Below are 26,657 nucleotides of genomic sequence, written 5' to 3'. Positions count from 1 at the left end.
CGATAATCCATTGCTCGCCGAACTCTGGTGAAGCGATGGAAAACGCGTCAATCTCGGCGCTCGCCTGCGGGAAACCTGCCTCGGCAGCGGCATGGGTGAGGAGCTGAGATGTTCGGTCTGACCGCACTCGAGCTGGCCCGCATCCAGTTCGGCTTCACCATCTCGTTCCACATCGTCTTCCCGGCGATCACGATCGGGCTCGCGAGCTATCTCGCCGTGCTGGAAGGCCTGTGGCTGTGGAAGCGCGACACCGTCTATCGCGACCTCTACCATTTCTGGTCGACGATCTTTGCCGTGAACTTTGCCATGGGCGTCGTCTCCGGGCTGGTCATGGCCTACCAGTTCGGCACGAACTGGAGCTATTTCTCCTCCTTTGCCGGCAGCGTCACCGGGCCGCTCCTCACCTATGAGGTGCTGACCGCGTTCTTCCTCGAGGCCGGCTTCCTCGGCGTCATGCTGTTCGGCTGGAACAAGGTCGGACCTGGCCTGCATTTCTTCGCGACGATCATGGTCGCGCTGGGCACGCTCGTCTCTGCGACCTGGATTCTTGCCTCCAACAGCTGGATGCAGACGCCGCAGGGCTTCGAGATCATCGACGGTCGGGTCATCCCGGTCGACTGGCTGAAGGTCATCTTCAACCCGTCCTTCCCCTATCGTCTCGTGCATATGACCATCGCCGCCTTTCTCGCGACGGCGCTGTTCGTCGCCGCCTCCGGCGCCTGGCATCTGCTGCGCGGCCGCAACACGCCGGCGATCAGGACGATGCTGTCGATGGCGATGTGGATGCTGCTGGTCGTCGCGCCGCTGCAGGTTGCCGTTGGCGATGCGCATGGCCTGAACACGCTCAAATATCAGCCGGCCAAGATCGCCGCGATGGAAGGACACTGGGAGAACAAACCCGGCGAGGGCGTGCCGCTGGTGCTGTTCGGTTGGCCCGACATGGCGGCCGAGACAACGCGCTACAAGCTCGAAATCCCCCGCCTGGGAAGCCTGATCCTGACCCATGACTGGAATGGCCAGATTCAGGGCCTGAAGGAGTTCGCTCCCGAGGACCGGCCCAATTCGACCATCGTGTTCTGGAGCTTCCGCATCATGGTCGGCCTCGGCTTCCTCATGCTGGCGCTCGGCCTCTGGAGCGTCTGGCTGCGCTGGCGCGGAGGATTGTACGAGTCGAAGCTGTTCCTGCGCTTTGCCTTGCTGATGGGGCCGTCGGGGCTGGTCGCCATCCTCGCAGGCTGGTTCACGACGGAGATCGGTCGTCAGCCCTGGATCGTCTATGGCGTGATGCGAACGAAGGACGCAGTCTCCAACCACTCGGCACTGGCGCTGTCGGCGACGCTGATCGTCTTCATCGTCATGTACATCGCGGTCTTCGGAACCGGTGTCAGCTACATGCTGAAGCTGGTGGGACATGGTCCAGAGAGCCACGGCCCGGAGCCGGAAGCCCATGGCGATGAGCTCTTGAATCAACGCCCGGCCCGGCCGCTCTCGGCCGCGCCGGATCACCTCGATGCCCCCAGCGGCGCCGGCAAGGGAGCGTGAGCGAGATGGGTATCGATCTTCCGATCATCTGGGCGGTGATCATCGGCTTCGGCCTGATGATGTATGTGATCATGGACGGTTTCGACCTCGGCATCGGGATCCTGTTTCCCTTCGTGAAGGGGCGGGAGGATCGCGACACCATGGTCAACACGGTGGCGCCGGTCTGGGATGGCAATGAAACCTGGCTGGTGCTGGGTGGCGCAGCGCTGATGGCCGCTTTCCCGCTCGCCTATGCCGTGATCCTCAGCGCGCTTTATCTTCCGCTCGTCCTGATGCTGGCCGGGCTGATCTGGCGCGGCGTCGCCTTCGAGTTCCGCTTCAAGGCCGATGAGGCGCACAAGCCGTTCTGGGACAAGGCCTTTGCCTGGGGCTCCTACATCGCCACCTATTTCCAGGGCGTGTCGCTCGGCGCCTTCATCAATGGCTTTGTGGTGCGCGACGGCGCCTTTGCCGGCGGCGCGCTCGACTGGCTGACACCGTTCAGCCTGTTCACCGGCCTTGGTCTTCTCGTGGCCTATGCGTTGCTGGGCAGCACCTGGCTGATCATGAAGACGGAGGAACAGCTGCAGCAGCGCATGATCGCGCTCGCCCGCCCGATCGTCATCGCCCTGCTCGTCGCCATCGTGCTTGTCAGCCTGTGGACGCCATGGCTGCATCAGCGCGTGGCGGAACGCTGGTTCACGCTGCCGAACCTGTTCTTCTTCGCGCCCGTCCCCATCCTTGTCTTCGCGACGGCCGCGCTGATCCTGTCGGTGCTGAAGCGGTCGCCGCATGCAGCGCCCTTCCTGCTGTCGCTGGTGCTGCTCTTCCTCGGCTATAGCGGCCTTGCGATCAGCCTCTGGCCCAACATCATCCCGCCCGACATCTCGATCCGCGCGGCAGCGGCTCCGCCGCAGAGCCTGGGCTTCACCCTGGTCGGGGCGCTCTTTATCATCCCGATCATCCTCGCCTACACCGCGTGGTCCTATTACGTGTTTCGCGGCAAGGTGAAGGCGGGGGAGGGCTACCACTGATGGAGCCGGTCACTGCCCCTCGCAAGTCCTGGCTCAGCCGCTTCGGCTGGCTCGTCCTGATCTGGGGCGCAAGCGTGCTCTCGCTCGGCGTCGTTGCCCTCGGCTTCCGTCTTCTGATGAAGGCCGCCGGGCTGTCGCTCTGAGAGAACAGCGCCGGAGCGAGAATCGCGGCAGCGTCAGGGCGAGGTGTTCAGCCCCGCCTCGACCTCGGTCGGGTCGAAATCATAGCGCCGCGAGCAGAATTCGCAGGTGACGGCGAGCGTGCCGTCATCGGCGACCATGGCCCGGCGGTCCTCGGCGGAAAAGCCGCGCAGCATGCCGAGCACGCGCTCACGCGAGCAGCGGCAGGATTCATGCACGATCACCGGCTCGAAGACGCGTGCGCCACGCTCGTGGAACAGGCGATAGAGCAGCCGCTCGCTTTCCAGCATCGGGTCGAGCAGTTCGTGGTCCTCGACCGTCTCGACCAGCGAGCGGGCCTCGGCCCAGGCATCGTCGGCGATCCCGTCGGGGTGGTCGCTGGCCAGGATCTCGTGCCCCTGCGGGGCATCGCCCGGATGGATGTCGGCGGCGCGTAGCCGGTCGGGCGAGGTCGGCATGAACTGCACGATCAGCCCGCCAGCTCGCCATTGCCGTCCCGCGCCTGTGACGACGCTGCCGACGCCGAGCCGCACCCGGCTCGGAATCTGTTCGGACTGCTTGAAGTACTGGTGCGCCGCGTCTTCGAGGCTCTGATGTTCGAGCGCGACCACGCCCTGATAGCGCGTCGACTGCGAGCCCTGATCGACCGTCAGGCCGAGATGGCCCTTGCCGAGCAGATCGCCCGTGCTCAACGTGCCCTCAGCGACCGCCTGCTGTAGCCGCGCCTCGTCGTAATGCGCGACGGCGCGATAATTGTCGGGCGCGTTGAAATCGACCACCAGCATGGAGATCGGCCCGTCGCTCTTGGTCTGGAGCTGGAAACGGCCTTCGAATTTAAGTGCGGTGCCGAGCAGAACGGTAAGCGCGGCTGCTTCGCCAAGGACGCGCGAGACCGGCTCCGGATAGTTGTGACGCTCGAGGACTGTGTCGATCGAGGCGCCGAGCCGTACGACCCGGCCGCGAATGTCGAGGTCCGGGACCGTGAACGGCACGACCCGATCGTCTAGCGCCGCCGTCTCCGAGGGGGTGTCAGCGACGGCCATCAGGCTGCGACGCCGCCAAAGCACCAGGCCAGGATGCCCTTTTGCGCATGCAGCCGGTTCTCGGCTTCGTCGAAGACGGCCGATTGCGGGCCGTCCATGACCGCATCGGTGACTTCCTCGCCGCGGCTCGCCGGCAGGCAGTGCATGAAGATCGCATCCTTTTCGGCGCGACCGAGCAGGCGCTCGTCGACCTGGTAGGGGCGCAGCAGATTGTGGCGCGTGCCTTCCTCGTCCCCCATCGAGACCCAGCAATCGGTGATGACGCAATCTGCGCCCTCGACCGCGGCTTCGGGCCGGCTGGTCAGCCGGATCTTGGCGCCCTGCTTGCGAGCCCAGTCGATCAGGGCCGGCGGGGGCGACAGCTCTTCCGGCGTCGCGATCGCAAGCTCGAAATCGAGCCGCCCGGCCGCGTGCACCCAGGAGGTCAGGACATTGTTCGTGTCGCCTGTCCAGGCGATGCGCTTGCCGGTGATCGGCCCCCTGCGCTCCTCGAAGGTCATGACGTCGGCCATGACCTGGCAGGGATGCTGGCGCTTGGTCAGCCCGTTGATGACCGGCACGGTGGCATATTTCGCCATCTCGACCACGGAATCATGGTCGAGCATGCGGATCATGATGGCGTCGACATAGCGCGACAGCACGCGGGCGGTATCGGCAATGGTCTCGCGCTCGCCGAGCTCGATCTCCTGCCCCGTCACCATCATCGGCGAGCCGCCAAGTTCGCGGATGCCGACGTCGAAGGAGACGCGGGTCCGCAGGGAAGGCTGTTCGAAGATCATGGCGATGACCTTGCCTTCGAGCAGGCGGTCGGAGGCTGCCGCCGGCGTGCGGCGGCGGGCCTTCATCTCCTCGCCCGCGCGCAGGATGGCGCGGAGCTGGTCGCTGGAGAAATCGGAAAGATCGAGGAAATGGCGCATCGTCGGCGCTTCCTTCAAAAAAAACGTGCCGTGGGCGGAGGGTTCGTTATTCGGCCGCCGGTCGCTTCAGGGTGGCCTCGACCGCTTGCGCAGCCCTTTCGAGCCGCACGATCGCCTCCGCGGCATCGGCCTCGGTGATGACCAGCGGCGGCAGCAGGCGCACGACATTGTCGCCGGCTGCGACGACCAGCAGCCCGGCCGCACGCGCCTCGACCACGAAATCGGTGTTCGGCGTGTTGAGCTTCAGGCCGATCATCAGCCCCTCGCCGCGGATCTCCGAGATCACGTCGGGATGGTGATCCCTGAGCTGGGCCAGCGACTGTCGCAGGCGCAGACTCATCTGCTGGACGTGATCGAGGAAGCCCGGCGCCAGCACGACATCGAGCACGGCATTGCCGACCGCCATGGCGAGCGGATTGCCGCCGAACGTCGTGCCATGCGTGCCGAGCGTCATGCCCGAAGCCGCTTCCTCGGTGGCGAGGCAGGCGCCCATCGGGAACCCGCCGCCAATGCCCTTGGCGATCGCCATGATGTCGGGCTCGACGCCCGAGAGCTCATAGGAGAAGAACTTGCCGGTGCGCCCCACGCCGGTCTGGATCTCGTCGAAGATCAGCATCAGGCCATGCGTGTCGCAGAGCTCGCGGAGCAGCTTGAGGAAGCGCACGGGCGCGGAGCGCAGGCCACCCTCGCCCTGGATCGGCTCGATCATCAGCGCAGCCGTCTCGGGCCCGATCGCGGCCTTCAGCGCGGCCTCGTCGTCGAAGGGCACCTGGTCGAAGCCGTCGACCTTCGGGCCGAAGCCGTCGATATATTTCTGCTGGCCGCCGGCAGCGATGGTCGCAAGCGTACGACCGTGGAAGGCGCCCTCGAAGGTGATGATGCGATAGCGCTCGGGATGGCCTTTCGCAGCATGGTACTTGCGCGCCATCTTGATGGCGCACTCATTGGCCTCGGCGCCGGAATTGGTGAAGAACGCCCGTTCCGCGAAGGTCGCCTCGCAGAGCCGCCGGGCCAGCCGTTCTCCTTCCGGCATGCTGTAGAGGTTTGAGGTGTGCCAGATGCGCGAGGCCTGCTCGGTCAGCGCCTGGACCAGATGCGGATGCGCATGGCCGAGCGCATTGACGGCGATGCCTGCGCCGAAATCGAGATAGCGCTGGCCGTCCGAGGCGACCACCCAGGCGCCTTCGCCGCGCTCAAGCGCGATCGGCGCGCGAGCATAGGTCGGCAACAGCACGGACTGGGAGGGATTAAAGGGAGCAGGGGTCATGACAGGCGATCCTCACGGAAGGGCGAATGAGAACGGGTGGGCGCTGGATGGAAGAACGGAGTCGCGGGGCAAGAATTGGCAGCCCTCTGCGACCCGCCGGCGACATTATCGTCGCAGCCAGTTCCCGACGTCTCGTCGCGCCGTCATCCGCATCACCAAGAAGACCTTGATCCGTCAAAAACATAAGCGCCGCCCGTGGAAGGGCGGCTAGGTCGGCGAGACTATGCAAAACCGGTCCCCGCTGTCAATTCCGCGCCGTAAGGTCAGTTGCTCCGCAGGTGGGGCTTGACCCGCGATCCGCGAATGGCTGGGGAAAAACCAATTTCCGATTCGGGGACTCTTGTGGCCGAGTCCCGGCATCTTGTATGGTCCGGTTTGTCAGATACGACATCTCGTGCGGCGTCTCCTGTACCGTCAATTCCGGGTGTAACGGCCTCCGTTTAACAGCGGGAGCTGCCGGTTTCGGATTCCGCCCACGATCGGCCCATAGGCCGGTTCCGTGAAGGAGCTGGCCCGATGAGACAGGTGAAGCCATGAACGACGTCGGAGCATGGACGGACGAACGCGTCGAGCTTCTCAAGAAGCTCTGGAGCGACGGACTGAGCGCCAGCCAGATTGCGGGCGAACTCGGCAACGTCACGCGTAATGCCGTGATCGGCAAGGTGCACCGGCTTGGTCTTTCCGGGCGAGCCAAGAGCCCGGCCGCTTCGTCGACGCCGCGCCCCCGCAAGGCGCCGACCCGCGCGCCGAGCCATCCTGTCGGCGGCAATGCCGGCATGACCCGTGGCGCCAATGCGCTCGCGCCGCAATATGAGCCCGAGGTCGAGGTCGAGGCACAACAGGCGCCGGCTTTGCCTGAGGACGTCGTGGTGCCGTTCTCCGATCGGGTCACCATCATGGACCTGCGCGAATATATGTGCCGCTGGCCGATGGGCGACCCGACCACGGCGGAATTCCGCTTCTGCGGCGGCCGTTCGCAGACCGGCATGCCCTATTGCAGCTACCACGCCCGGATTGCCTATCAGCCCGCGGCCGATCGCCGTCGCGACCGCAAGGTCGTGCGCGCCTGAGCCAAGGCTCCTTGGATCTGAAATCGAAGCCGGCCCCGCAAGGCCGGCTTTTTCATTGGGGCCCGCGGGAGCGGAGCGGGTGATCCCGACTTTACGGTCGCTTAACCCAGTTTGCGTCGCTCGAGGCGCTTGCTCCAGCGCGATAGCGCGTAGCAGATCAGCCAATAGATCGCCCCGGCAAAGGCATAGGCCTCCATGTTCATCCCGACCCAGTTGGGGTCGGCAAGCGAGGCCTGGGCGATGCCGAGCAGGTCGAGGATCGAGACGACGAGCACGAGCGTCGTGTTCTTGATCAGCGCGATGAATTCGTTGGTCATCGCCGGCAGCGAAATCCGCAAGGCCTGCGGCAGAACGATCAGCCCGGTTGCCTTCCAATAGGTCAGTCCCAGCGCGGTTGCGGCCTCGCGCTGGCCGGAGGGAAGCGCCTGCAATCCGCCGCGGACGGCTTCGGCCATATAGGCGGCGATGACGAGGCCGAGCCCGATCACGGCGCGCGCCAGGCGGTCGATGCCCGTGCCGCTCGGCAGGATCAGCGGCAGCAGCAGCGAGGCGAGGAAGATGACCGCGATGATCGGCACGCCGCGCCAGAACTCGATGAACAGCACGCTGATCAGCCGCACCACCTTGAGCTGCGACTGGCGTCCAAGCGCGAGCAGGATGCCGAGCGGGATCGCGATCAGGCTGGAATAGACCGAGATGAAGAGCGTCAGCATCAGCCCGCCCCACTCGCGCGTCTCGACCGGGCGCAGACCGAACCCGCCGGCAAGCAGCCAGACGCCGAGCGGTGGCAGGATGATCAGCGCCAGGATCGCGAGCCGGATCCGCATGGATTTCGGCGAGAGATAGAGGCCGAGCCCAGAGAGTGCGAAGATTGCTCCGGTGAGATCGGCCCGCCAGCGCTCGTCGACGGGATAGAGCCCATACATGAACTGGCCGAAGCGGGCCCGAATGAAGACCCAGCAGGCACCGCTGCCGGTGCAATCATTGCGCGTGGTGCCGGACCAGGTCGCGTCGATCAGCGCCCAGCGGATCAGCGGGACCGCGACCCAGGCGATGCCGAGTGCGAGGACCACTGTGAGGGCGGCGGTTGCCGGCGTGCCGAACAGCCTCTGGCGCCAGAGCGGAAAGGTCGCTGCGCTCATCGGGTCACCAGCGCGATCCTGGCATTGTACCAGTTCATGAAGGCGGAGACGGCAAGCCCGATCACCAGATAGACCGCTAGCGTCATGGCGATGATCTCGATCGCCTGCCCGGTATTGTTCAGCGCCGAGCCCATGAACAGGCTGACGACGTCGGGATAGGCGATGGCCGCACCGAAGGACGAGTTCTTCAGCACGTTGAGATATTGGTTGGTCATCGGCGGCACGATCACGCGCAGCGCCTGCGGGATGACGACGAGCCGCAGGATCTGGCCGGGACGCAGCCCGAGCGCTGCAGACGCCTCGCTCTGGCCATGCGGCACGGCCTGGATGCCGCCGCGCACGATCTCGGCGATGAAGCCCGCCGTATAGGTGACGAGGGCCGCCAGCAGCGCGACGAATTCGGGGATCACGACGAAGCCGCCGCGGTAATTGAAGCCGCGCAGCACCGGCACGTCCCAGCGCACGGCGAGTCCGGCCCAGGTGACGGCCAGAGCGGGCACGATCAGGACGAACAGGATGCCCAGCATGAGCACGGGCGCATCGCGGCCGGTCTCCTCCTTGCGCCGGCGTGCCCAGCGCATCACCAGCCACTGTATGAGCCAGGACAGGAGCATGATCGCCAATGCCCAGCGGAAGGGCGCCGGCGAGTCGGGCAGCGGCATCGTCAGGCCGCGATTATTGAGGAAGGCGACGCCGAATAGGCTCAGCGAGGCGCGTGGCGCCGGCAGGGCCGCGATCACGCCGAAATACCAGAACAGGACGAAGAACAGCAGCGGGATATTGCGGACGAACTCGATATAGGCACCGGCAATCGTCGAGAGCAGCCAGTGCGAGGACAACCGCGCGATGCCGATGATGAAGCCGAGCACGGTGGCGAGCGCGATCGCGATCACCGTGACGAGCATCGTGTTGGCGATGCCGACCCAGAACAGCGCGAGGATGTTGTCCTGCTGGGTGTAGCCGGTCAGGACGAAGGGAACCTCGATCCCCGAAGTGCGCCAGAGAAAGTCGAAGCCCGACGCGATGCCGGCCTTGACCATGTTCTCCGAGGCGTTGCGCACGAACCAGACGATCGCGCCGACGAGCCCAAGCACGAGCGCGACCTGATAGAACAGGTCGCGCACCCGCTTGTCGTTGATGAAGGACAGAACGCTGGCCACGGTTGCCGCCTCTTAGACAAGTGGCGAAGGAGGGGCCCCATTCCTTGCGGAGCGTAGCGCAGGCCCGGAAACCATCGAAAGGCGCTGCGCGCTGCGATGGCTTCCGGAGCTGTACGGCTTCGCCGCCTGCCCGGAATGACGCCCGGTTTCTCGAAGCACCGTCAGGCGCCTGATGCCGTGGTTCTCACTGGAAAGGCGGCGTGAACAGCAAGCCGCCCTTGGTCCAGAGCTGGTTCTGGCCACGCTCGAGCTTCAGCGGCGAGCCCATGCCGACCGAGCGCTCATAGCTCTCGCCATAATTGCCGACCTGCTTGATGGCCTTGTACATCCAGTCGTCCGGCAGGCCCATCATCGCGCCGAAACCGCCTTCGACGCCAAGCAGGCGGCGGACTTCCGAGTTCTTCGAATTGGCCTTCATCTCATCGACATTGGCCGAGGTGACACCGAGCGCCTCGGCGGCGATGGTGCCATTCAGCACCCAGCGCACGATCAGCTGCCAGCGCTCGTCGCCGTAGCGCGTTACCGGCCCCTGGGGATCGTTCGAGATCGGCTGGGTCAGGATGATGTGCTCGTCGGGGACCTTGAGCTTGGCGCGTTGGCCGGCGAGCGCGCCGACGCCGGCGGTATAGGCGTCGCAGCGGCCGGCATCATAGGCGGCGATGGCGTCGTCGTTCTTCTGGAAATTGGTGATCGTGACCTTGAGGTTGCGCTCGCGGAACCAGTCAGCCGCGTTCTTCTCTTCGGTCGAGCCGGCTGCGACGCAGACCGAGGCGCCGTCGAGATCGGCCGCCGTCTTGGCATTGGTCGACTTGCGGACGATGAAGGTCTGGCCTTCGTAGAAATTGATGCCCTGGAAGTTCAGGCCCAAGGTCGCGTTGCGCGAGAAGGTGATGGTCGAGTTGCGCGAGAGCAGGTCGACCTGGCCCGATTGCAGGATCGGCCAGCGCTGCTGAACCGAGGTCGGCGTGAACTTCACCTTGGTGGCATCGCCCAGCACGGCCGCAGCCAGTGCCTTGCAGTAATCGACATCGAGCCCCGTCCACTCGCCCTTGTCATTGGCGAAGGAGAAGCCGGGCAGGCCGAGATGCACGCCGCATTCGAGATGCCCGCGAGCCTTTATGGCATCCAGCGTCGGGCTCGGCGCCAGCTGTTGCGCATGGGCGGAGGTCGCCGCGACTGCGAGGGCGGCTGCGGCCCCCAGGATCATCATCTTCGTCATTGTCATTCCCCCGAAGCCTGGGCGGCTTTCTGCATGGTGGCGCGACTATGCAACAGCTGAGCGGCGAAGGGGAGTGGGTGGAATTCGAATCCCGGATGCGATGTCGAGTGGAAGACGGCTGGCGGCACCGTCATCGGTGCATCACTGCGCGGTCATGATGGCCTGCACGAATCCGTCTTCGACATAGGTGACGCTGCCGTCCGGCAGTCCGAGGATGCGGTCAATGGCGATGCCCTGGAAACGCAGCTGCTGATCGAGCGCATCGATCGCCGCCGGAGCGTCCGGGGTTCCCGATGCCGAGATCGCCCGGGCCATGGCGTCGTGACTGGTGGCGCTGAGATGCAGCACGATCTCGGCTGCGATTCCGGCATCGGGCACCTTGAACACGCCTTCGGCCTTCCCCGCCGCGATGATGCGGGTGAGCACCGGGACCGCGAGCGGGATCACGGTTGCGTTGATGCGGTGATAGAGCACGATGTTCTCGGGCTTGAAGAGGACATCGAATGTCGCTCTGAGCCGGGGTGCATCCTCGAGCTTGATTTGCCGGGCGCGCGCCAGAAAGCCGTTCAATCGCGCAAGCGGTGGGAGATCGGGCGCCTCCGTCAAATCCGTGAGGCGTTCGACCGAGGTCAGGGCGAGCCGAGACGCCAAAGCGGCAAGCAGGTCCTCCTTGGCGGTGAAGTGGTGATAGAAACCGCCCTTCGAGATGCCGGCACGTGCAATCACATCGTTGATCGTCGTGCGCTCGTAGCCGCGTTCGAAGAACAGCGCCTGGGCGCAGTCGAGCAGCTCGTTCCTGCGATCATCGGGGTGTTTCACCACGCGGGGCATGCCGGTTCGGTCTCTCCAACTTGACGACCGACCGTCGGTCTGTAAAATGACCGACGGTCGGTCTGTAACTTTAGCGCCTGGATCGATGCGGGGGCAATGAATAATCGCGTCGCGCCATGCTGCTGCTGCCGCCGCCTCCTCCTGGGAGGGATGCCTTGAAGCTCGTTCGTCGTCTGCTCGTCCTAGCCGCGCTCGCCGTCGCGACTGCGGCCTACTGGTCCGCCACCCGGCCGGCGCAGGTCTCCAGCGTGCTGGCGAAGCGTGGCGACGCGGCGGCCATCGTCTATGCGACGGGCGTCGTCGAGCCTCGGACCTGGGCCAAGGTGACCCCGCTCATCCGCGAACGCATCGTCGAACTCTGCAACTGCGAAGGCACCCGGGTCGAGGAGGGGCAGATTCTGGCCAGGCTGGACAGGGCCCAGGCCGAGGCGACGCTGGCCGAAATGAAGGCGCGCCATGCCCTTGCCTCGACGGAGCTTGAGCGGCTTTCGACGCTTGTCGAGCGCAAGGTCGTCACCCAGCAGGCGCTTGATCGCGCCCGCAGCGAAATCGGCCAGGCCGCGGCGCTTGTCGCAGGCCAGACTGCCCGGCTGGAGAACTATCTGCTCCGCGCGCCGATGCGTGGCACCGTCCTGCGCCGCGACGGCGAGGTTGGCGAGATCGCCGAGCCCGGCACGGTGCTGTTCTGGATTGGCGAGGCGAAGCCGCTGCGCGTCGTCGCCGAGGTGAACGAGGAGGACATTCCCCAGGTCAAGGTCGGCCAGAATGTCTTGCTGACGGCCGATGCCTTCCCGGGCCGGAAGCTTGAAGCCACGGTCGACAGTATCACGCCCAAGGGCGATCCGATCGCGAAGAATTATCGTGTCTATCTGTCTTTGCCGGATGAGACGCCCGTGATGATCGGCATGACAGTCGAGATCAATGTCATCGTGCGGGTGTCGCAGAATGCCCTGCTGCTGCCGAACAACGCCGTGCACGACAATGCGGTATTCGTCGTCGAGGGCGATGTCGTGCGCCGCCGCGAACTGACGATCGGTATCCGCGGCACGAGCGAGGTGGAGGTTCTCTCGGGGGTGCCGGACACGGCGCGCGTCGTTGCGCCCTATCCCGACCGTCTCAGTGACGGCGCGCACGTCAGGGCTCAGGGAGGGTGAGGCCATGCGGCTGATCCTCGATCTTGCCTTGACGCATATCCTCGGGCGCGGTCGGCAGACGCTCGTCGCCGTGCTCGGCGTGGCGCTCGGGGTCGGCTTCTCCATCGCCATGGCGGCCCTGATGCAGGGGGGCGAGGACGATTTCGTCGCGAGGCTCGTCGACACCATGCCGCATGTCGCCATCACCGACGAACGGCGCGCCGCACGCCGGCAACCCGCGCAGGACCAGTTCGCATCGGTTCAGATCGCCGGGCTGAGACCCAAGGACGATCGTCGCGGTATCCTCAACCCGACCGAAGCGACGGCACTGCTGAGAGCCTGGGTTCCCGGCCGGATGGCATCGGGCCTGAAGACGCAAGGGGTGGTGCGCTATGCCGGGCGCGATGTCGGCATCGGCATCATCGGCATCGAGCCGCAGGCCGAAATGCGCGTCTCGTCGATCGCCAGGGATTTCCGCCAGGGGAGCTTCACCTCGCTGATCGCCGGGGGCAACAACATCGTCGTCGGCGACCGCCTGGCCCAGCGTCTTGGTGCCGAACTCGGAACAACCGTGACGGTGGTCTCCTCCACCGGCCAGACCCGTGCCTTCAAGATCGTCGGCCTGTTCCATACCGGAACGACCGCCCGTGACGAGGGAGAGGGCTATGTTCTGCTCAAGAACGCTCAGATCCTGAGCGAGCGGCCGAACGCGATCAACGAGATCCGCCTGAAGCTCGACGATCCCGCTTCCGCTCCCCAGGTGGCACGGCGCGCGGAGGCGCTGATCGGCTACAAGGCGGTCGCCTGGCAGGAGGCGAACGAGTCGCTGCTCGAGGCTTTGGTGATCCGCAATGTCATCATGTACACCGTCGTCGGCGCCATCCTGCTGGTCGCCGGCTTCGGCATCTTCAACATCATCTCGACCATCACCCATGAGAAGGCGCGCGACATCGCCATCCTGAAGTCGCTTGGCTTCACGGAAACCGACATGCGCCGTCTGTTCCTCCTGGAGGGGCTTGTGCTCGGGGCTGGAGGTTCGCTGATCGGCTGGGCGGTCGGCCTTGCCCTGTGCTTCGCGCTCTCGCTCGTCCGCTTCGAACTCTCGGGGGCCTCAGTGGTGCAGGAGATCACGCGGCTGCCGCTGGCCTGGAGCCCCTGGCATTACCTGATTGCGGCCGGGTTCGCCCTGGTTTCGGCCGGGATAGCCGGCTATCTGCCGGCGCGGCAGGCGGCGCGGCTCAACCCGGTCGATATTATCCGGGGGGCGACATGACGGCGCTGATCGAAGCAGCCGGCCTGACGCGCGTGCTCCCGGCCGCCGTGCCCGTGACCCTGGTGCAGGACGTGACGCTGACGATCGGCGAGGGCGAATTCGTCGCCATCACCGGCCCGTCCGGCTCGGGCAAATCCTCGTTGCTCTATCTGCTTGGCCTGCTCGACCGGCCGACAACCGGCCTGCTCCGCATCGGCGGCCGCGACACCGATGGGCTCGGCGAACGGGAGAAGGCGCGGATCAGGCTGGAGACTCTCGGTTTCGTCTTCCAGTTCCATTTCCTGCTGCCGGAATTCACCGTGCGCGAGAATGTCGAGATCCCGATGCGCCGGCTCGGGCGCCTGACGTCTGGAGCGATGCGCGAGCGCTCGACGCAACTGCTCGAGGCGCTCGGCCTCGTCGACCATCTCCACAAGCGGCCGGACCAGCTTTCGGGCGGGCAGCGCCAGCGTGTCGCGGTCGCCCGTGCTCTCGCCAACGACCCGCCTCTCGTGCTCGCCGATGAGCCGACCGGCAGCCTCGACAGCAAGAACTCCGAGCAGGTCTTCGCGATTCTCGACGCGCTGGTGCGTGAGCGCGGCAAGACCGTGATCGCGGTGACGCATGACCTGGAGATGGCGGCGCGGATCGGACGGCGCATCCATCTCGTCGATGGCCGGGTGACCGAGGACGAAACCCCGACGGAGGGCTGAGCCGCCGCCCGCGCGAGCGCCTCAGGTGCCGAACACCGTGTTCAGCTGGCTGCCGACCATGATGAAGGTGGTGCGCTTGGGCATCTCCTTCAGCCGCACGGCGCCGATATAGGTCATCGCCGAGCGCACGCCGCCCATCAGTTCCTGCATCGTGCCCTCGACCGGGCCGCGATAGGGCACCTCGACGGTCTTGCCTTCCGAGGCGCGGTATTTGGCGACGCCGCCGGAATAGCGCTTCATCGCCGTGTCCGAGGACATGCCGTAGAAGGTCATCGCGACCGGAACCTTCTTGCCGTCGTGCTCCTCGTACCGGATCTTGCCCTCGCATTCGTCATGGCCGGCGAGCATGCCGCCGAGCATGACGAAATCGGCACCGCCGCCATAGGCCTTGGCGAGATCGCCCGGCACAGTGCAGCCGCCATCTCCGCAGACCAGACCCTTCAGGCCATGGGCCGCATCGGAGCATTCGATGATGGCGGAGAGCTGCGGATAGCCGACGCCGGTCATCTTGCGGGTGGTGCAGACCGAGCCGGGGCCGATGCCGACCTTGACGATGTCGGCGCCGGCAAGAAGCAGCGCTTCCGTCATGTCGCCGGTCACGACATTGCCGGCCATGATCGCCGCATGCGGGAAGGCTTCGCGGGTCGCCTTGACGGTGTCGACGAATTTTTCGGTGTAGCCATTGGCGACATCGAGGCAGATCTTGCTGATCGGCGCCTTGGAATGGACGTGCTTCAGCTTCTCGTGATCGGTCTCGGTGGTGCCGAGCGAATAGAAGGCGTTGGCCGACTCCTTCTCCTTGAAGAAGGCGATCAGATCGTCGGCATCGTAATGCTTGTGCAGGGCCACCATCGCGCCGTGCTTCAGCAAGGCGCGCGCCATGCCCATGGTGCCGACCACATCCATGTTGGCGGCGATCAACGGGAAGCCGGTCCAGTCCTTGCCTGTATGGGCGAAGCGGAACGTGCGGTTGACGTCGACATGGGCGCGGCTGCCCAGTGTCGACCGCTTGGGCCGGATCAGGACGTCTCGGAAGTCGAGCTTGGGATCGTTCTCGATACGCATGATGGAAGCCTCGGCTGCTTTGGCGCGGAATTCGGGCGCACGCTGAGGAGGCGTGCCGGGACTCATAGCCGGTCCGGGGCCTTGGACGCAAATGGCGTGCAGCGGCCGTTCGCGGCAACACTTTAGCAGTTGCTAAAATAATTCTGGACGGACTCGCTGCCTCAAGATACTTAAGCGTATGCTTCACCAACCGGCGCAACTCGACTTGATGTTCCAGGCCCTGGCGGACCCGACCCGCCGGCTGATGGTGGAACGCCTGTGCGATGGGCCGGCGTCCGTGAGCGAGCTTGCCGCCCCGCTGGCGATGACATTGTCGGCCGTTGTGCAGCATCTCGCCGTGCTCGAGGAAAGCGGCCTCGTCCGCTCGCAGAAGCAGGGCCGCGTCCGGACCTGCCATATCGAGACCCAGGCCCTGCGCGCCGCCGAACGCTGGATCAACGAGCGCCGGATGCTGTGGGAGCGGCGCTTCGATCGCCTGGGCGCCTATCTCGCAGAAAATCCGGACGAGCCGGATGACGGAAGCCCGGCATCGAGCAGAGGAGCACGGGATGACAGATCATAGTGTCACGCACGCCACCTTCACCATCGAGCGCGTCTATGACGCCTCCGCTGCCCGCGTTTTCGCGGCCTGGGCCAATCCGGCGATCAAGCGGCGCTGGTTCGCCTGCCATGACGACTGGGCGGCCGGCGCACATACGCTCGACTTCTCGGTCGGCGGCCAGGAGCATTCGACGACCCGGGATTCCGACGGCGTCGACCATGTCTATGACGCGGTCTACCAGGATATCGTGCCCGGCACCCGTATCGTCTACGCCTATGCGATGCGCTTGGCCGAGCGGCGTATATCGGTGTCGCTGGCGACCGTTCTGTTCAGGTCTGAAGGCGCGCAAACGCGGCTTGTCTTTACCGAGCAGGCTGCCTTCCTCGACGGTTACGACCGCCCGGAGGAACGGGAACACGGCACCCGCATCGGCCTCGACAATCTCGCCCACGAATTGCAGCGCCAGTCCGCCGCTGCCTGATGTCTCACGGAGGCTCGACCATGTCCCTGACGCTGCATTTCCACCCGCTGTCCTCGTTCTGCCAGAAGGTGGTGATCGCGCTCTATGAGAACGGCACACCCTTCACGCCAAAGCTTGTCGACCTGGGTGATCCGGAACAGCGCATGGCTCTGCTGCAGCTCTGGCCGATGGGTCGATTCCCGCTGCTGCAGGATGAAGCGCGGGGCCGCATCGTGCCTGAGTCCAGCATCATCATCGACTATCTCGACCAGACCTATCCGGGGGCGCTCAGGCTGATCCCTGACGATGCCGGACACGCGCTCGAAACCCGGCTGCAGGACCGCTTCTTCGACATTTATCTCAATGAGACCATGCAGAAGATCGTCGGTGACCGCATCAGGCCGGCCGACGGCAAGGATCCGACCGGCGTGGAACAGGCAAGGAAACGGCTCCAGACGGCCTATGACGTGCTCGAGCATACGCTGGCCGGACGGCGCTGGGCCGCAGGGGATGCTTTCACCATGGCTGACTGCGCTGCCGCGCCGGCGCTCTATTATTCCGAGCTCGTGCTCCCGTTCCGCGACACGCACAAGGCCGTCGCAGCCTATTTCGACCGGCTGCTGGAGCGCCCGTCCTATATGCGCGTGCTGCGAGAGGCCGCGCCCTACCTGCATATGTTTCCACGCGGCTAGCGGCTATCGCGAACATCCCTTGCATCATGACTGCACATTGTGCCGCTCGCGATGACGCATGCCTTCAGCTTGCGTCGGCGAGCGCCTCGGCCGCCTTGCGCGCGACCACGGCGTCATAGGCGGCCCGCAGGCGCGTGCCGACGCTGAGCCAGCCGGGATTTGAGCGTCGCGGATTGGGCTGGCCGAGATGGCTTTCGCGCAGTTCGTCCATGAACTCTTCCCAGAGGGCGGGTCTGCCCTCGGCGAGCAGTTCGGCGCGGATCGAGAGTTCCTCGCTGACCGGCAGGAATTTCAGCCCCCAGCACGACATTTGGGCCAGCGCCGGCAGGAGCCCGATGCCCTTCTCCGTCAGGCTGTAGGTCACCTTCTGCTTGTGGCTCGGGTCGTCGCTCCTGGTGATGATGCCCTGGTCGAGCAGCGTTTTCAGCCGGTCGGCCAGGATGTTGGACGAGATGCCCTCCTTGGAATGCAGCAGCAATTCCCGGAAGTGCCGACGGTTGCCGAACATCATGTCGCGAATGATGAGCAAGCTCCATTTGTCACCGACCACCTCGAGGGTGAGGTTGATCGGACAGCCCGAGCGAGGATCGTCGGTCATGCGCAGTCTCCCGAAAGCCGGCTTTCAAATACCGCTTGCATTATGAGATCAGTCTCCCTAGCTTGCAACCAGTTGCAAAAAGCAACTGGTTCTGATTTGGAGAAAAAGATGTCTGACCGCACCGTCACTCACGCCAGCTTCGTCATTGCACGCGATTATGCCGCTTCCCCCTCCCGGGTCTTCGCAGCCTTTGCCGATCCGGCGCAGAAGCGCCGCTGGTTTGCCGAGGGCGAAGGCTGGAGCATCGAGCGCTTCGATGTCGATTTCCGGATCGGGGGCTCCGAGCGCAGCAGCTTCCGCTATCAGGGCGGCCCGCCGATCAGCAACGACACGACCTTTCAGGATATCGTGCCCGATCGCCGTATCGTCTCCGCCTACACCATGACGATCGCAGGCGAGCCGATTTCCGCGTCGCTGGCGACGGTCGAGCTCATTCCGGTCGGATCGGGCACCCGCCTCGTCTATACCGAACAGGCTGCCTTCCTCGACGGCAAGGATGAGGTACCCACGCGCGAGGCCGGCTCCCGCGAGTTGCTTGAGAGTTTGGCTCAGGAGCTCGAGCGTACCGCGGCGGCGGTCTGATCCTCGTGCCCGCCATAGGGGTCGAAAGCCTGGAGAGGAGGCGCAATTCCTCCTCCCAGTGCCTTGCCGGGAGTCAGGCCACCAGGCTCTTCGCCAGCATGCAGTGCACGCCCTTGGAGCCGTTGACCGTCTGGGTCACACGCAGGTCAGCCGCGAGGCTGCACAGCATATAGGCCTCCTCCCGCGTCAGTTTGGTGCGTGCGCAGATCAGGACGATCATCTCGCGCAGCGCCTTCTGAGCACAGATGTCGAGATCCGGGTCGATGCCCAGGGTGATGTGATGCGTCGGCGTCTCGGCGCGCGGCGTAGTGAAGCTCAAGTCCTCGCGCAGGATGAACTCGAAGGTGCCTTCCAGGGCGGTCTCGATCGCGGTGACGCAAACCTCGCCGTCGCCCTGGGCGCCATGGCCATCGCCGCAGGAGAATAGCCCACCTTCGACGAAGATGGGGAGATAGAGCGTCGACCCCGGTCCCAGTTCCTTGTTGTCGAGATTGCCGCCGAAGGCGCGCGGCACCAGCGAGCTCTGCCGGCCCCAATGCGCGGGCGGAGCCACGCCCATCACGCCGAAGAACGGCGCGAGCGGCAGCTCCATGCCCCAGGGCAGATGCGCCAGATTCCTTTCGGCATCGAGCCCGATATGGACAAGCTTATAGGTGTCGAACTCTTCCGGCAGGGTGCCGGCGAGAGGCCTGATGAACGTGTAGCCCCAATCGGTGCGGAGTTTGACCTCGCGGATGCGCACTTCGAGGACATGGCCGGGCCTTGCTCCCCTCACCGCGACCGGGCCGGTGAGGATATGGCCCGGCATCGGGCGCTCGACCTTCGCGTGAATCTCGTGAGTTTCGGGCAGAACATGGAAACCCGATTTCGGCTGCTCTCCCGTGCCGCCGTTGATCGTGCGGATGGTGACGCTGTCGCCGCTCGCGATCGTCAGAACGGGCGGCAAGGCAGCGTCGAAGAAACCCCAGTGGCAGGTCTTCGGTCCGGCATCGAGCTGGTGATGGATCACGAGGGCATCCTGTAGCGAGCGCGAAGATCAGGCGGGAGGGGCAAGCGGCCGGGCGTTCTTGCGCATCGTGTAGAGCGTTGCCCCGATCACGAAGGTGGCGCCGATCCAAGTGGTGAGCGCCGGAATCTCGGAGAAGAAGACGAAGCCGGTGAAGCTCGCCAGCAGCAGGCGCGTGAAATCCAGCGGAGCGAGCGCGGCTGCCTCCCCGACCTGATAGGCGCGCGTGATCAGCCATTGCCCTGCCGTGCCGAACAGGCTGAGCAGGATCAGCGAGAGCCATTGCTCGGCGGTCGGCTGGACCCAGAAGATCCAGGTCGGCACGGCGAGCACGATGATCAGCACGATGCCCTGGTAGATCAGGATCGTGTCGGTCCGTTCCGTCGCCGCCAGCTTGCGCACGCTGATGGTGATGCCCGCCCCGAGAAACGCGCCCGCGACAGACATCAGCGCGTAGATGTTCAGCCCCTGCGCCGATGGATTGAGCATGATAATGACGCCGATGAAACCGATGATGGTCGCGACCCAGCGGCGGCCATCGACCTTCTCCTTCAGCAGCAGCACCGCGGCGATGGTGACGAACAGAACCTGGCTGAATCCGATCGCGGTCGCCTGAGCCAGCGGAATGTAGATGATGGCGCTGAAGCCGCAGAGCATCGAAGCGAGCGTGATCAACCCACGGAAGACCTGCAGCCCCAGGCGCGAGGTCCGCATCATGGCTGGCAGCTGGTTGGCCGCGAAGGCGATGACGATGACGCTCATGATCACCTGTCGGATCAGCAGTGTCTGGACCAGCGGAATGGCTGAGCCGATATGCTTGATCAGCCCGACCATCACCGCATAGACCAGCATCGACGACAGCATGTAGACCGAACCGCGCAGGTTCGGTGTCGAGCCGCGCCACCAATGCCTCAGCCGGTGCCGGCGGCCGGCGAACCAGCCGGAAGGGCCGGGTTCGATCACGCCGGGAATGGCGGCCAGCACGATAGGCGGAGCCTCGTCGCCTCTTGATTCTGGAGGTTCGGAATCCTCCGGCGATGCGTGCCGTAACGGCGTCGACAGCTCGCCGACACCATCGTCAGAACCCGAGCCGCGCCGCTGCTCGGAAAGCCGGTCTTCGCTCATCGCCCGAACCATTGGCCGAGCGCGATCGCGCCCCCGGCTCTTCACATCGCAAATGCCCTGAAACCATTGATGATCTTCGACGTCCTGACCAGATGGTCAGTGGGCATGGCGGGGTTGTGATGGAAGGTGGCCGTCATGCGCCGACCCGTTCGGGTCGCGGAGCCGACATTCCATCGGCGGACTGTATGCGTCGGCCGAAGCGGTGTAGGAGCCGTGCCACCATCGACGCATTTCCGGCCGTCGGCGGGTTGAAGGGCACGACAGACGCATGCGGGAATTGCTGTCCGATTTTGTGAGCGGTCTGCGTTCGCTCTCTCCCCGGCGCTTCCCCTATCGCCGTTTTGGCCTCGCCCTTGCGCTCGGCGGCTTCGGCGGCTGGCTCTTCGTGCAGGCGAAGTTGCCACTGCCCTGGATGCTGGGTTCCATGGTGTTCTGCACGGTCGCCGCGCTGCTCAAGGCGCCGGTCTCCGCGCCCGGCGTCATTCGCCCCCCGATGAGCGCTGTGATTGGCGTGATGCTCGGTGCGGGCTTTCGCCCCGATCTCGTGGCGCAATTGCCGAACTGGCTGCCGACGCTGATTGGCCTCGTTCTGTTCATGACCGCCTGCGGCCTGTGCTGCGTCACCTATTTCCGCCGCGTCGCCGGCTTCGACCGGGTGACCGCCTTTTTCGCCGGCATGCCGGGCGGGTTGATGGAGATGGTTCTCCTCGGCGAGGAGAAGGGCGGCGATGCCCGCATCATCGCGCTGATCCACTCGGCGCGCGTTCTGCTTGTGGTGATGACCCTGCCGTTCATCGTTCAGTCGATCGAGGGTGTCTCGCTGTCGGCAACGCGCAATGCCGGCCCCTCGCTGGCGCAGACACCGCTTTTCGCCGAGCTCTGGCTTATCGGCTGTGGCGTCTTCGGGGTCATTCTCGGACATCTGCTGCGGCTGCCGGCCAAGCACCTGCTCGGCCCGATGGTGGTCAGTGCGCTGGTCCATTTCCTCGGCTGGAGCGATTCCGCCCCGCCCTTCCAGGTCGTCAACGCAGCCCAGCTCGTGCTCGGCGTCACGGTCGGCTGCCGCTTTGTCGGCACCTCGCCGAGCGTCATCCTGCGCGTCCTGCTGCTTTCGGTCGGCTCGACGGCGGTGCTGCTCGCCCTGACGATTGCCTTCGCCTGGGGCGTCTCGAAGGTTTCGATCTATGGTCACGTGCCGCTGATCCTGGCCTATTCACCGGGCGGGTTGGCTGAAATGAGCCTGATTGCGCTGGCGCTCCACACAGAAGTCGCCTTCGTCGCGGCCCATCACATCATTCGCGTCTTCCTGGTCATGGTCGGCGCCGGGCCGGTCTTCGGCCTGATCCTCGGCGACAAGCGCAAGACCGAGACCGCGCCGGCCGAGTAGCGCCCAAGGCATCGGCCGGGAAAGTGGACTGCGATTCCCGGGAAAGCCGACGCTAACGCAGACGATGAGGTCGTCGGGTCTGATACGATATCCGGCCCCGTGATCTAGCGGCGCGCGGCCTCGAGCCCGGCGGCCAGTGCGCTCGCCAGGGCGGCCCTCTGGATGGCCATGAACGCCGCTCCATCGATGCGCTGCGGGTTTCCCCCGCGCGCGCTTCGCACCCGTTCGGTCAGGGCCTGGGCAAAAGCCACCGGCTCGTCCGCGAGCGAGAAATTCGCCGGCAGGGCTGTAAAGCCGCGACAGGAGAGTGTCGTCGCCACGGCTGGCATGCCAAGCTGCATCGCCTCGATCGTCTTCAGCTGCACGCCGGTTCCGGCTCGGCTCGACAAGGCCAGCACATGGCAGGATTGGAGGAAGGTATTCGCGTCAGCGACGCGCCCGATCAGTCGCACCTGGGCCGGGACCGGTGGCATCTCCGCCGGAAGGCGTCCGGCGACGGCAACCGAGATATCGGTCGGAAGGAGCGGAGCGACCTCGCGCAAGAACCAGTCGAGACCGATGAAGTTCGGCTGCCAGGTCCAGGTTCCGATCATGCCGATGTCGAAGGCCGGTGCGACCGGCTCCGCCATGGCGGCCGGCTGCGGGCCACTGCCCGAGACGAGTGGCAGGACCGCCGCCTTCCCTGCGGCAGAGCCGAGTGCGCGTCGGTCCTCCTCGGCCAGCGTCCAGATATAGCTCACCTCGTTCCAGAGGCGCGTCTCGACGGCTTCCAGCAACCTGGCCTCGCGGGCATAGAGCCAACTCATCAGCCCGGTGCCGGCATGCGCTGCATTCTGCCGGGCGGAGACATGCTCGATATTATGTTCCACCAGCACGCAGGGCCCGAGCGTGGTCAGCTCCGGAAAGGCGCCAGGCAGCATCACCGAGTTGAGAATCAGCGCGTCGAACGGGCCGCGCGCCCTTACTGCCTCGACCAGTTTGCCGGCGCCGGCGAGCCGCAGCTTGGCGCAGGCGACAGGCAGGCCGTGGCTGAGCGCATATCCGAGCCATTGCAGCTTGCGGCTGGCGGGCGCGACCGCATTCTCGATATCGACGGCGCCGATCACCATGGCCTGAGAGGGGTCGGCCGGCACTTCGCCCGGACGCAGGAAACCGAAGGCGGTGACCTCGTGCCCTGCGGAGCGCAGCGCATCGAGGATTGCGGCATTGGCGATCTCGAAGCCGGTATTGGGCCTTGCAACCGGGATCAGCGAGGTGATGAAGGCAAGACGCAACGGGGCCGATCCTGACGATAGGGATGGCCGTGAGAGAGGCGTCAGATGTTCGGTCGGGTCAAGTTCGGCGACGAACTATCCTGAACATCAGGTGTGGGAGTGTGCGCGCCGGCGCAGGATCGCCGACACCGAACCTTAAGCGGAGATGTGGCATGCTGGGGCACCATGGCTGACCCCCTCCATCATTCCGCCGGCAATTTGGAAGGCGCCTCGCGACGCCCCGCCATTCCCGGCTTCGATGCACCCGAGACCTTCGAGATCGTCGCAGCTTCGCCAGAGGCGGCGCTGCAAGGCGTCGAAAGCGTGATTTGCGTGCCGACCTTCAAGCGGCCGGAGCTGCTGGAGCGCACTTTGCGCTCTCTGGCCGCGCAGCAGGGCGGGCATGATTTTGCGATCATCGTCGTCGAGAACGAAGGCGTCGAACGCGCCGGTGCGGAGCGGGCGAGTGCCCTTCACGCTGCAGGGCTGTTCAAGGGATATGTCATCGTCGAGCCGCGACAGGGCAACTGCAAGGCCTATAATGCCGCCTGGCGCTGCGGGCTGACCCGCCTTCCCGCGCTGAAGCAGGTCCTCGGCATCGATGACGACGAGGAGGCGCTGCCGCTGTGGCTCGACGCTTTTCTGCGTGCTGCGGCAACTGCGCCGGCCCAGCTCTTCGGCGGCTCGGTGACCCCGGTCTTCGAGGATCAATCGCGAGCCTGGCTGAGCGCACACCCGGTCTTTCGATCGCATTATGCTGTCTCGGGCGAAGTGCCGATCCTGTTCTCGAGCGCCAACTACCTGATCCGGCGCGAGGTGCTGGAGGCACTTGGCTTCCCCTTTCTCGACGAGAGCTTCGATTTCACCGGCGGCGGCGACAGTGACTTCTTCCGACGCAGCAAGGAAGCCGGCTTCCGTTTCTGGTGGGTCCAGGACGCCGCGATGCGCGAGACCATGCCGAGGCGCCGCACGGAATTCAGCTGGATCGCGGCCCGCAGCCTGCGCAACGGCGCGATCTCGGCCACGATCGAGCGTCGACTCGATCCATCGGCGCGGGGGCGGCTCAGGGTTCTGGCGAAGAGTCTAGCGCTGCTCGCAGCCTCACCCTTTCGCGGGCTCGCGCTCGGCTTGCGCACCGGCTCGGCGACGATCGGGCTCTATCACGCGCAGGTGGCGCTCGGTCGCCTGATGTCGGAGCTCGGCGTCAGCAACGAGCAGTACCGCAAGCCGGACAAGAACTAGGACGTGCGGCATGGCGAGCGGTGATGCAGCTCCGATCGGAGCGGAGCGCTTTTGCTGGGGCATTATCGGAACCGGCGTGATCGCGCGGCAGTTTGCGGCCGATCTCGCGTTGCTGCCGGACGCGCGGATCGGCGCGGTCCAGTCCCGTGCGTTGGAGAAGGCGCAAGCCTTTGCGGCCGAGTTCGGCGCTACCGTCGCCTATGGCGATGCCGAGACCCTTCTCGCCGATCCGGCCATCGATGCGCTCTACATCGCGACGCCGAACGCCTTGCATGTCGCACAGGGCCTCCGGGGTATTGCTGCCGGCAAGCCGGTCTTGATCGAAAAGCCGATCGCCCTCACCGCGGCCGATGTTCACAGCGTGATCGAGGCGAGCCGGGCGCATCGCGTCTTCGCGATGGAGGCGATGTGGACGCGCTTCCTGCCGGCCGTGGTGGCGGCGCGCGAGCAGGTGGCGGCGGGGCGGATCGGCAAGGTTCGGCGCATTCGGGCGGATCTCTCCTATGTCCGCGAGGACATCCCCGGCAGCCGCTTCTTCGACCCCGCGCTGGGCGGAGGCTCGGCATTCGACCTTGGAGTCTATCCGGTCTCGCTTGCCTTGCATTGGCTTGGCAGTCCCGAGCGCGTCACAGGTCGGTGGTTGGAGGCGCGCAGTGGCGTCGACCGGCGTTGCGAGATCGTCCTGCACTATCGGGAGGCGTTGGCGGAGCTCTCCTGCGGCTTTGATCGCAATGGAGGAAACCAGTTCGTGATCGAGGGGGCCGCAGGCGCGATCCGTCTGGATACGCCCTTCCTCAAGGCGCAGCGGCTGACCCATTATACCACCGCGGCACTTGGGAGCTCGTGGCGAGGGCCACGGCTCCGGAATGGACCGGCCGGAAAGCTGCTCGACCGCCTGCCGATGCCGGGACGCACCCGAGAGATCTACAGCTTTGCCGGCAATGGACTGCAGTTCCAGGCCCGTGCCGTGATGGATGCCGTTCGGAGCGGCGAGACTGGCTGCGCAATCATGCCGCTCACCGAAAGCGCGGCCGTACTGAATATCATCGAGACGGTCCTGGCGCAGCCGCCAGTCAAAACCTTCTGATCAGAAACGGCTCTGCATCCGATAGGGCTGCGGCAGGTCGCGGGCATTGTTCAACGCGAGCGCAAGCTCGGTGATGTGGAGTGCGAGCGCGCCCGAGAAGACGGGCTTCTGCTTCGCCGCAATCGCGTTTGCCTGGTCGGCGATGCCGCGCGCGAAATCGATTTGCGAGGGGAAAGCCGGCAGCGCGGACCGGCCCGTGGCGGCGGGGTAGGCGAGTTTGCGGCCGGGCTCCGGCTTCCAGGTCAGGAAGCGGCCGAGCCGCGCCTCGACGCGGTTCGCCAGCAGACGGGGGAGGCTGCGCGTTGCATCCGTGCGCTCGAGATGGATTGCGGATCGGTTGTCCCAGAGGTCGCGGACCGTGATCGTTCCCTTGTCTCCGAGAATCTGCAGCGAGCGGTCCTTGGGTGCGGCCAGGCCACAACTCAACCGGGCGACGGGACCGGAGCGAAAGGTGAGGCAGCCGACCGAGAAATCTGGGGCCATGGTGATGGTCTCGGTGCCGGGCCCCTTGTCCGGGAATGTCACCGCGGAGAACGCGGTCAGGGCTTCGACCGCGCCGAAGAGCGACACGAGCCAGGACAGTGCGTAGCCCGCATGCTCCAGCGTGCAGCCGATCTCGAACTCATGCAGGCCAGGCCATGGTGCGCCGGAACGCGACCGCCAGGTCGCCCAATTGCCCCGGAAGACCGGGCCGTCCTCCATGGCGGCATAGATCAGCCGCGGCGTTCCGATGGCCCCCTGCGAGAGCGCATCTCTCACCAGCCGATGAGCATCGCTGAGGCCGTTCGCCGGTGCGGTGGCCAACGTCAATCCAGCGGCATCCGCAAGGGCGACGAGTTCGCTGGCCTGCTCGAGCTGCATGGCCAGCGGCTTTTCACAATAGACATGCTTGCCTGCGGCGAGCGCCTGCCTGGTGATCTCGTAATGGCTTTCGGGCGTCGTCAGGTTGACGATGATGTCGACCTGCGGCTCGGCGAGCACGGCCTCCAGGCTTTCATAAGGCCTCGCGCCGTGAAAGGCGCAGAACGCACGGAGGCGGTCCGGCGAGCGATCATAGACGCCGGCAAGCTGAAGCCCGGGATGGTTGGCCAGCGTGGTCATGTAGTAATCGGCCACGAATCCTGTGCCGATAAGCGCGATCTTCATCACGGTGTCCTGTCTGGCGATCGATGGCGA

General features: G+C 65.5%; 27 protein-coding genes. 14 read left to right on the top strand and 13 right to left on the bottom strand.

The annotated features are described in order from the left end of the window. The first annotated feature begins 108 nt into the window (after positions 1 to 108). From AC1DW9_RS06515 to AC1DW9_RS06505, 3 genes are read left to right on the top strand one after another with little or no spacing between them, the layout of a single operon-like run. Positions 109 to 1,542 carry a cytochrome ubiquinol oxidase subunit I gene (locus tag AC1DW9_RS06515; protein ID WP_441505028.1) on the top strand — a complete coding sequence of 478 codons (1,434 nt, stop codon included), beginning with the start codon at positions 109 to 111 and terminating at the stop codon, positions 1,540 to 1,542. A gap of 5 nt (positions 1,543 to 1,547) precedes the next feature. Continuing rightward, the gene (cydB, locus tag AC1DW9_RS06510; RefSeq protein ID WP_476775089.1) at positions 1,548 to 2,555 is read left to right on the top strand and encodes a cytochrome d ubiquinol oxidase subunit II; all 1,008 of its coding nucleotides are present in this window, start codon (positions 1,548 to 1,550) and stop codon (positions 2,553 to 2,555) included. Beyond that, on the top strand, positions 2,555 to 2,698 hold the full coding sequence (locus AC1DW9_RS06505) for a DUF2474 domain-containing protein (RefSeq protein ID WP_113516794.1): 144 nt from the start codon (positions 2,555 to 2,557) through the stop codon (positions 2,696 to 2,698). The genes cydB and AC1DW9_RS06505 overlap by 1 nt, the downstream gene beginning before the upstream one ends. A gap of 33 nt (positions 2,699 to 2,731) precedes the next feature. Here the strand turns inward: AC1DW9_RS06505 and AC1DW9_RS06500 are convergent, their stop codons facing one another. From AC1DW9_RS06500 to AC1DW9_RS06490, 3 genes are read right to left on the bottom strand one after another with little or no spacing between them, the layout of a single operon-like run. Continuing rightward, positions 2,732 to 3,739, bottom strand: a complete 1,008-nt coding sequence (locus tag AC1DW9_RS06500; RefSeq protein WP_441491936.1) for an Hsp33 family molecular chaperone — start codon at positions 3,737 to 3,739, stop codon at positions 2,732 to 2,734. Continuing rightward, positions 3,739 to 4,656, bottom strand: coding sequence for an ornithine carbamoyltransferase (gene argF, locus AC1DW9_RS06495; RefSeq protein ID WP_113516795.1), 918 nt, complete (start codon positions 4,654 to 4,656; stop codon positions 3,739 to 3,741). Before argF ends, AC1DW9_RS06500 begins: the two co-directional genes overlap by 1 nt. A gap of 46 nt (positions 4,657 to 4,702) precedes the next feature. Then, complete coding sequence (locus tag AC1DW9_RS06490) at positions 4,703 to 5,923, bottom strand: acetylornithine transaminase (RefSeq protein ID WP_476853293.1); 1,221 nt, start codon at positions 5,921 to 5,923, stop codon at positions 4,703 to 4,705. A 533-nt stretch (positions 5,924 to 6,456) separates the two neighbouring features. Here AC1DW9_RS06490 and AC1DW9_RS06485 point away from each other — a divergent pair. Next, a complete protein-coding gene (locus tag AC1DW9_RS06485) occupies positions 6,457 to 6,993 on the top strand; it encodes a GcrA family cell cycle regulator (protein WP_113516797.1) in 537 nt (178 codons plus the stop codon). A 101-nt stretch (positions 6,994 to 7,094) separates the two neighbouring features. Here AC1DW9_RS06485 and AC1DW9_RS06480 read toward each other — a convergent pair whose 3' ends face one another. From AC1DW9_RS06480 to AC1DW9_RS06465, 4 genes are all read right to left on the bottom strand, one after another. Continuing rightward, a complete protein-coding gene (locus tag AC1DW9_RS06480) occupies positions 7,095 to 8,135 on the bottom strand; it encodes an amino acid ABC transporter permease (protein ID WP_441491934.1) in 1,041 nt (346 codons plus the stop codon). After that, positions 8,132 to 9,295 carry an amino acid ABC transporter permease gene (locus AC1DW9_RS06475; RefSeq protein WP_441491933.1) on the bottom strand — a complete coding sequence of 388 codons (1,164 nt, stop codon included), beginning with the start codon at positions 9,293 to 9,295 and terminating at the stop codon, positions 8,132 to 8,134. The genes AC1DW9_RS06480 and AC1DW9_RS06475 overlap by 4 nt, the downstream gene beginning before the upstream one ends. 184 nt (positions 9,296 to 9,479) lie before the next feature. Further along, positions 9,480 to 10,514 (bottom strand): amino acid ABC transporter substrate-binding protein, encoded by a 1,035-nt coding sequence (locus AC1DW9_RS06470; protein WP_113516799.1) that lies wholly within the window; start codon positions 10,512 to 10,514, stop codon positions 9,480 to 9,482. A 141-nt stretch (positions 10,515 to 10,655) separates the two neighbouring features. After that, on the bottom strand, positions 10,656 to 11,345 hold the full coding sequence (locus AC1DW9_RS06465; protein WP_441491932.1) for a TetR/AcrR family transcriptional regulator: 690 nt from the start codon (positions 11,343 to 11,345) through the stop codon (positions 10,656 to 10,658). 155 nt (positions 11,346 to 11,500) lie between these two features. Here AC1DW9_RS06465 and AC1DW9_RS06460 point away from each other — a divergent pair, with 155 nt between their 5' ends. From AC1DW9_RS06460 to AC1DW9_RS06450, 3 genes are read left to right on the top strand one after another with little or no spacing between them, the layout of a single operon-like run. Further along, positions 11,501 to 12,499, top strand: a complete 999-nt coding sequence (locus tag AC1DW9_RS06460) for an efflux RND transporter periplasmic adaptor subunit (protein WP_441505024.1) — start codon at positions 11,501 to 11,503, stop codon at positions 12,497 to 12,499. Between the two features lie 4 nt (positions 12,500 to 12,503). Beyond that, positions 12,504 to 13,751: an ABC transporter permease gene (locus tag AC1DW9_RS06455; protein WP_441491930.1), complete on the top strand. Its 1,248-nt coding sequence runs from the start codon at positions 12,504 to 12,506 to the stop codon at positions 13,749 to 13,751. Continuing rightward, positions 13,748 to 14,443, top strand: coding sequence for an ABC transporter ATP-binding protein (locus tag AC1DW9_RS06450; RefSeq protein ID WP_441505023.1), 696 nt, complete (start codon positions 13,748 to 13,750; stop codon positions 14,441 to 14,443). Before AC1DW9_RS06455 ends, AC1DW9_RS06450 begins: the two co-directional genes overlap by 4 nt. Positions 14,444 to 14,464: 21 nt before the next feature. Here the strand turns inward: AC1DW9_RS06450 and AC1DW9_RS06445 are convergent, their stop codons facing one another. After that, positions 14,465 to 15,508 carry a GMP reductase gene (locus AC1DW9_RS06445; RefSeq protein WP_441478548.1) on the bottom strand — a complete coding sequence of 348 codons (1,044 nt, stop codon included), beginning with the start codon at positions 15,506 to 15,508 and terminating at the stop codon, positions 14,465 to 14,467. Between the two features lie 178 nt (positions 15,509 to 15,686). Here AC1DW9_RS06445 and AC1DW9_RS06440 point away from each other — a divergent pair, with 178 nt between their 5' ends. The 3 genes from AC1DW9_RS06440 to AC1DW9_RS06430 are packed head-to-tail and all read left to right on the top strand — an operon-like array spanning position 15,687 to position 17,201. Further along, on the top strand, positions 15,687 to 16,070 hold the full coding sequence (locus AC1DW9_RS06440; protein ID WP_441491928.1) for an ArsR/SmtB family transcription factor: 384 nt from the start codon (positions 15,687 to 15,689) through the stop codon (positions 16,068 to 16,070). Further along, complete coding sequence (locus AC1DW9_RS06435; protein ID WP_441491927.1) at positions 16,057 to 16,530, top strand: SRPBCC family protein; 474 nt, start codon at positions 16,057 to 16,059, stop codon at positions 16,528 to 16,530. Before AC1DW9_RS06440 ends, AC1DW9_RS06435 begins: the two co-directional genes overlap by 14 nt. Positions 16,531 to 16,550: 20 nt before the next feature. Continuing rightward, positions 16,551 to 17,201 carry a glutathione S-transferase family protein gene (locus tag AC1DW9_RS06430; protein ID WP_441491926.1) on the top strand — a complete coding sequence of 217 codons (651 nt, stop codon included), beginning with the start codon at positions 16,551 to 16,553 and terminating at the stop codon, positions 17,199 to 17,201. A gap of 64 nt (positions 17,202 to 17,265) precedes the next feature. Here the strand turns inward: AC1DW9_RS06430 and AC1DW9_RS06425 are convergent, their stop codons facing one another. Continuing rightward, positions 17,266 to 17,799, bottom strand: a complete 534-nt coding sequence (locus AC1DW9_RS06425; protein WP_476775087.1) for a winged helix-turn-helix transcriptional regulator — start codon at positions 17,797 to 17,799, stop codon at positions 17,266 to 17,268. Between the two features lie 108 nt (positions 17,800 to 17,907). Between AC1DW9_RS06425 and AC1DW9_RS06420 the strand changes: the two genes are divergently transcribed. Continuing rightward, positions 17,908 to 18,381, top strand: coding sequence for an SRPBCC family protein (locus tag AC1DW9_RS06420; protein WP_441505021.1), 474 nt, complete (start codon positions 17,908 to 17,910; stop codon positions 18,379 to 18,381). Between the two features lie 73 nt (positions 18,382 to 18,454). On the opposite strand, the gene AC1DW9_RS06415 is transcribed toward AC1DW9_RS06420, so the two are convergent. Both AC1DW9_RS06415 and AC1DW9_RS06410 read right to left on the bottom strand, forming a co-directional pair. Further along, positions 18,455 to 19,390 carry an acetamidase/formamidase family protein gene (locus tag AC1DW9_RS06415; protein ID WP_441505020.1) on the bottom strand — a complete coding sequence of 312 codons (936 nt, stop codon included), beginning with the start codon at positions 19,388 to 19,390 and terminating at the stop codon, positions 18,455 to 18,457. Positions 19,391 to 19,417: 27 nt separating this feature from the next. Next, the gene (locus AC1DW9_RS06410) at positions 19,418 to 20,512 is read right to left on the bottom strand and encodes a DMT family transporter (RefSeq protein ID WP_441505019.1); all 1,095 of its coding nucleotides are present in this window, start codon (positions 20,510 to 20,512) and stop codon (positions 19,418 to 19,420) included. 268 nt (positions 20,513 to 20,780) lie between these two features. Here AC1DW9_RS06410 and AC1DW9_RS06405 point away from each other — a divergent pair, with 268 nt between their 5' ends. Then, positions 20,781 to 21,899, top strand: coding sequence for an AbrB family transcriptional regulator (locus AC1DW9_RS06405; RefSeq protein WP_441491921.1), 1,119 nt, complete (start codon positions 20,781 to 20,783; stop codon positions 21,897 to 21,899). Between the two features lie 104 nt (positions 21,900 to 22,003). Here AC1DW9_RS06405 and AC1DW9_RS06400 read toward each other — a convergent pair whose 3' ends face one another. Further along, a complete protein-coding gene (locus AC1DW9_RS06400) occupies positions 22,004 to 23,173 on the bottom strand; it encodes a glycosyltransferase (RefSeq protein WP_441505018.1) in 1,170 nt (389 codons plus the stop codon). 165 nt (positions 23,174 to 23,338) lie between these two features. Between AC1DW9_RS06400 and AC1DW9_RS06395 the strand changes: the two genes are divergently transcribed. Then, positions 23,339 to 24,394, top strand: a complete 1,056-nt coding sequence (locus tag AC1DW9_RS06395) for a glycosyltransferase family 2 protein (protein ID WP_441505017.1) — start codon at positions 23,339 to 23,341, stop codon at positions 24,392 to 24,394. Positions 24,395 to 24,404: 10 nt separating this feature from the next. After that, on the top strand, positions 24,405 to 25,481 hold the full coding sequence (locus AC1DW9_RS06390) for a Gfo/Idh/MocA family protein (RefSeq protein WP_476775086.1): 1,077 nt from the start codon (positions 24,405 to 24,407) through the stop codon (positions 25,479 to 25,481). On the opposite strand, the gene AC1DW9_RS06385 is transcribed toward AC1DW9_RS06390, so the two are convergent. Beyond that, the gene (locus AC1DW9_RS06385) at positions 25,482 to 26,627 is read right to left on the bottom strand and encodes a Gfo/Idh/MocA family protein (protein WP_441505015.1); all 1,146 of its coding nucleotides are present in this window, start codon (positions 26,625 to 26,627) and stop codon (positions 25,482 to 25,484) included. Between the last annotated feature and the right edge of the window lie 30 nt (positions 26,628 to 26,657).

The sequence above is a fragment of the Allobosea sp. P4_E12 genome, from assembly GCF_056401655.1.
Note: the sequence above shows the minus strand (reverse complement) of the source record. Positions and strands in the feature narration are given on the sequence as shown.

Bases quoted from the DNA above. Each gene is read 5' to 3' on its own strand.
- AC1DW9_RS06515 (WP_441505028.1), top strand. From the start codon at position 109: ATGTTCGGTCTGACCGCACTCGAGCTGGCCCGCATCCAGTTCGGCTTC.
- cydB (WP_476775089.1), top strand. From the start codon at position 1,548: ATGGGTATCGATCTTCCGATCATCTGGGCGGTGATCATCGGCTTCGGC.
- AC1DW9_RS06505 (WP_113516794.1), top strand. From the start codon at position 2,555: ATGGAGCCGGTCACTGCCCCTCGCAAGTCCTGGCTCAGCCGCTTCGGC.
- AC1DW9_RS06500 (WP_441491936.1), bottom strand. From the start codon at position 3,739: ATGGCCGTCGCTGACACCCCCTCGGAGACGGCGGCGCTAGACGATCGG.
- argF (WP_113516795.1), bottom strand. From the start codon at position 4,656: ATGCGCCATTTCCTCGATCTTTCCGATTTCTCCAGCGACCAGCTCCGC.
- AC1DW9_RS06490 (WP_476853293.1), bottom strand. From the start codon at position 5,923: ATGACCCCTGCTCCCTTTAATCCCTCCCAGTCCGTGCTGTTGCCGACC.
- AC1DW9_RS06485 (WP_113516797.1), top strand. From the start codon at position 6,457: ATGAACGACGTCGGAGCATGGACGGACGAACGCGTCGAGCTTCTCAAG.
- AC1DW9_RS06480 (WP_441491934.1), bottom strand. From the start codon at position 8,135: ATGAGCGCAGCGACCTTTCCGCTCTGGCGCCAGAGGCTGTTCGGCACG.
- AC1DW9_RS06470 (WP_113516799.1), bottom strand. From the start codon at position 10,514: ATGACGAAGATGATGATCCTGGGGGCCGCAGCCGCCCTCGCAGTCGCG.
- AC1DW9_RS06465 (WP_441491932.1), bottom strand. From the start codon at position 11,345: ATGCCCCGCGTGGTGAAACACCCCGATGATCGCAGGAACGAGCTGCTC.
- AC1DW9_RS06455 (WP_441491930.1), top strand. From the start codon at position 12,504: ATGCGGCTGATCCTCGATCTTGCCTTGACGCATATCCTCGGGCGCGGT.
- AC1DW9_RS06450 (WP_441505023.1), top strand. From the start codon at position 13,748: ATGACGGCGCTGATCGAAGCAGCCGGCCTGACGCGCGTGCTCCCGGCC.
- AC1DW9_RS06445 (WP_441478548.1), bottom strand. From the start codon at position 15,508: ATGCGTATCGAGAACGATCCCAAGCTCGACTTCCGAGACGTCCTGATC.
- AC1DW9_RS06440 (WP_441491928.1), top strand. From the start codon at position 15,687: ATGCTTCACCAACCGGCGCAACTCGACTTGATGTTCCAGGCCCTGGCG.
- AC1DW9_RS06435 (WP_441491927.1), top strand. From the start codon at position 16,057: ATGACAGATCATAGTGTCACGCACGCCACCTTCACCATCGAGCGCGTC.
- AC1DW9_RS06430 (WP_441491926.1), top strand. From the start codon at position 16,551: ATGTCCCTGACGCTGCATTTCCACCCGCTGTCCTCGTTCTGCCAGAAG.
- AC1DW9_RS06425 (WP_476775087.1), bottom strand. From the start codon at position 17,799: ATGACCGACGATCCTCGCTCGGGCTGTCCGATCAACCTCACCCTCGAG.
- AC1DW9_RS06420 (WP_441505021.1), top strand. From the start codon at position 17,908: ATGTCTGACCGCACCGTCACTCACGCCAGCTTCGTCATTGCACGCGAT.
- AC1DW9_RS06410 (WP_441505019.1), bottom strand. From the start codon at position 20,512: ATGAGCGAAGACCGGCTTTCCGAGCAGCGGCGCGGCTCGGGTTCTGAC.
- AC1DW9_RS06405 (WP_441491921.1), top strand. From the start codon at position 20,781: ATGCGGGAATTGCTGTCCGATTTTGTGAGCGGTCTGCGTTCGCTCTCT.
- AC1DW9_RS06395 (WP_441505017.1), top strand. From the start codon at position 23,339: ATGGCTGACCCCCTCCATCATTCCGCCGGCAATTTGGAAGGCGCCTCG.
- AC1DW9_RS06390 (WP_476775086.1), top strand. From the start codon at position 24,405: ATGGCGAGCGGTGATGCAGCTCCGATCGGAGCGGAGCGCTTTTGCTGG.
- AC1DW9_RS06385 (WP_441505015.1), bottom strand. From the start codon at position 26,627: ATGAAGATCGCGCTTATCGGCACAGGATTCGTGGCCGATTACTACATG.